A 2,754-nucleotide genomic window follows, 5' to 3' on the forward strand; every position below is an offset into this window, starting at 1 on the left:
CTGATCAGCGAAAAGGGACTTTGACGGCACCCTGCTGCCGGACGAGGTCAGGCAGCGCGGACGGCTCCGCAGCCTGCACGGTCGTGACGTGGCGGCGCCGCGGGTGCACGCTGACCAGGCCCATCGCGGCCATCAGCCGCTGGACGCGCTTGTAGGCGACCCGGACACCCTGGCGGCGAAGGTCATGGAAGATCCGCCGCACGCCGTACCTGCCGCGGTGCGCGTCGAAGATCGCCCGGATCCTCGTCGAGAGGATGACGTCGTCCTGGTCGTGCCGGGACGGCCCGCGTTTACGCCAGGCGTAGTAGCCCGCCCGGGAAACGTCGAGCATCCGGCACATGTAGTCGACGGGGAACGTGTCCACACCGTCAGCCCGAGCCGGCTTCTTCGGAGCATGCGACGAGACGAACTCGAACCTTACTTCTGGTCGCTCGCGAAGAAGCTCGCCACTTTTTTTAGGAAGGCGTTGTCCATCTGCAGCTGTGCGTTCTTCTTCCGCAGCTCCTCGAGCTCGGCGCGCTCCGACACCGACAGCGGCCGCTGCTCGGCCTCCTCGGAACTCTTCGCCTTCTTCACCCAGTACCCCAAGCTCGTCTCGTTGATCCCAAGGCTCTTCGCCACCTCGGCGATCGTACGGTCCGAACCAAGAACGAGAGCCACCGCCTCATCCTTGTACTCCTGAGTGAACTTCCTCCGCGTCGATCCCATCCCCGGGACTCCCTGGTAGTCAGTGGACTTTACGTCGACTGTCTACGAGATCGGGATCGCTCCAGTGCTCGGGTTGTCGTCTTGGTGCTCACCTTGGCTGGATGGTCATTCGGTGGTGACCTCGGTGACGGCGGCGCGGGTGGCGGCGTGGTCGACGATGGTCTTGTTCTGGGCGTAGGTGGCGATCAGGGCGGCGATTGAGCCGCCCCGAAGACTCCGGATAGGGGATCCGATAGGATTCACACCTGAGTTAGGGGAAAATCGGTGGCGTCACATAGGAAGAAGTATTCTCCCGAGTTTCGGGAGGAAGCGGTCAAGATGGTGATCGAGGGACCGCGTGCGACCGCGGCCGTCGCGCGGGAAATCGGTGTTCTGGAAGGCACCCTGGGGAACTGGGTCAACGCCTACCGTCGGGAGCATGCCGGCGAGGAGCCGCCGCTGTCGGTTCATGAACGCGCCCGGCTCCGCGAGCTGGAACACGAGGTGCGCGAGCTTCGGATGAAGGCGGAGTTCCTGGGAAAAGCTGCGGCCTTCTTCGCCCAGGAATATCGGTGAGCGCCAAGTACGAGTTCATCGATAGTGAGAAGGCCAACTACCCTCTGGTCCGTATGTTCGTCTGGATGAGTGTGTCAGGGTCCGGGTTCTACGAGTGGCGCGACCGGCCGGCCTCGGTGACCGCGACACGACGCGCCTGGCTCGCCACCCAGGTCAAGATCGAGTTTGAGGAGTCCGACGGGACCTACGGCTACCGCCGTGTCCACTCCGCCCTGGCCCGCCGCGGTGTCCACACGGGTCCGGAACTGGTCAGATCCCTGATGCGGCAGCTGGACCTGGTTGCCTGCCAGCCGCGTCCGTGGAGGACCACCACCGCCGCCGACGCGGATCCCGCGGCGATCCCCGACCTGGTCCGCCGGGACTTCACCGCGCCCGCGCCCGGGGTCAAGCTCGTCGGGGACATCACCTACATCCACACCTGGGAAGGCTGGCTGTACCTGGCCACCGTCATCGACTGCCACACCAAGGCCGTCGTGGGATGGTCGATGGCCGACCATTTCAGAACCCCCCTCATCGACGCCGCGATCACCATGGCCGCCGGCAACATCGACCTGGAGCCCGGCTGCATCTTCCACTCCGACAGGGGCGGTAACGGTGAATTCAACTGGTCGTCGCAACACCTCGATCTGGAGGTGTGGGAGTGGGACGACGGCCGGGTTGGACCGAGGCTGCGACGGGGCGGGCGGGGATGCGGTCACCAGGGCGGCCGCCGGTGGCGTTGCGGGAGCAGCGCCAGCGGTTCTGGGAGGCGATCGGTCGTGGGCTGACCAGCGAGGACGCCGGTGTCGAGGCTGGCGTGTCGCCGGCGGTCGGGAGCCGGTGGTTCCGGGATTGTGGGGTATGCCCCCTTCGGACTTCCCCGTGCCCTCGGGTCGGTTTCTGTCGTTCGCCGAGCGTGAGGAGATCGCCCTCGGTCGTGCCCGTGGGGACGGCGTCCGGAAGATCGCGCGAGGCCTGGGCCGATCACCATCGACGGTGTCCCGGGAGCTGCGGCGCAACGCTGGCACCCGTGGCGGGACGCTGGTCTACCGGGCCGTGCTCGCGCAGTGGCACCGTGATCGCCGGGCGGCCCGGCCCAAGACGGCCAGGCTCGTGTCGAACGACCAGCTGCGCGCCTACGTCCAGGACCGGCTGTCCGGAGCGGTCCGGCGGCGCGACGGCACGGCGGTCCCCGGCCCGTGGACGCCGCCGTGGGGCGGCAGGAACAAGCCCCGCCGCCAGGACCGGCGCTGGGCCACCGCGTGGAGTCCGGAGCAGATCGCGCACCGGCTGCGGGACGATTTTCCCGACGACACCTCGATGCGGATCTCGCAGGTGAGTCGGCCGTGGGCGCGGTGCCGGGGTTACCCCTGGCCCGTTTCCCACGGCCGCTCTCCGAACCCGCCGTGCGGTAGGATAGGCCGCCGACGAGGTGCCAGTTGACCTGGTCCTTTTCCGACGGCCCCCCTCCGAACCAGCCGTGCCCGCTTTCCGTAGCAGCTGGCTCTCCAG

Annotated in this window: 5 protein-coding genes and 1 pseudogene; 3 read left to right on the plus strand and 3 right to left on the minus strand. The window is 67.5% G+C overall.

The annotated features are described in order from the left end of the window. Positions 1-4: 4 nt before the first annotated feature. The 3 genes from BCD48_RS53915 to BCD48_RS51470 form a co-directional block, all read right to left on the minus strand. The gene (locus BCD48_RS53915; protein WP_071050145.1) at positions 5-364 is read right to left on the minus strand and encodes an IS3 family transposase; all 360 of its coding nucleotides are present in this window, start codon (positions 362-364) and stop codon (positions 5-7) included. Between the two features lie 53 nt (positions 365-417). Then, the gene (locus tag BCD48_RS53920; protein WP_241841896.1) at positions 418-660 is read right to left on the minus strand and encodes a transposase; all 243 of its coding nucleotides are present in this window, start codon (positions 658-660) and stop codon (positions 418-420) included. A 153-nt stretch (positions 661-813) separates the two neighbouring features. Next, positions 814-951: a hypothetical protein gene (locus BCD48_RS51470; protein WP_157910544.1), complete on the minus strand. Its 138-nt coding sequence runs from the start codon at positions 949-951 to the stop codon at positions 814-816. A gap of 21 nt (positions 952-972) precedes the next feature. On the opposite strand from BCD48_RS51470, the gene BCD48_RS21180 reads away from it, so the two are divergent. The 3 genes and pseudogenes from BCD48_RS21180 to BCD48_RS21185 all read left to right on the plus strand — a co-directional run. Then, positions 973-1,263, plus strand: coding sequence for a transposase (locus tag BCD48_RS21180; protein WP_157910545.1), 291 nt, complete (start codon positions 973-975; stop codon positions 1,261-1,263). Beyond that, a complete protein-coding gene (locus BCD48_RS53925) occupies positions 1,260-2,030 on the plus strand; it encodes an IS3 family transposase (protein WP_083418983.1) in 771 nt (256 codons plus the stop codon). The genes BCD48_RS21180 and BCD48_RS53925 overlap by 4 nt, the downstream gene beginning before the upstream one ends. Continuing rightward, positions 1,952-2,574: pseudogene (locus BCD48_RS21185) on the plus strand (transposase); the annotation flags it as partial. The gene BCD48_RS53925 and the pseudogene BCD48_RS21185, both read left to right, overlap by 79 nt. Positions 2,575-2,754: the final 180 nt, after the last annotated feature.

The sequence above is a fragment of the Pseudofrankia coriaricola genome (genome assembly GCF_001854805.1).
GTDB lineage: Bacteria > Actinomycetota > Actinomycetes > Frankiales > Frankiaceae > Pseudofrankia.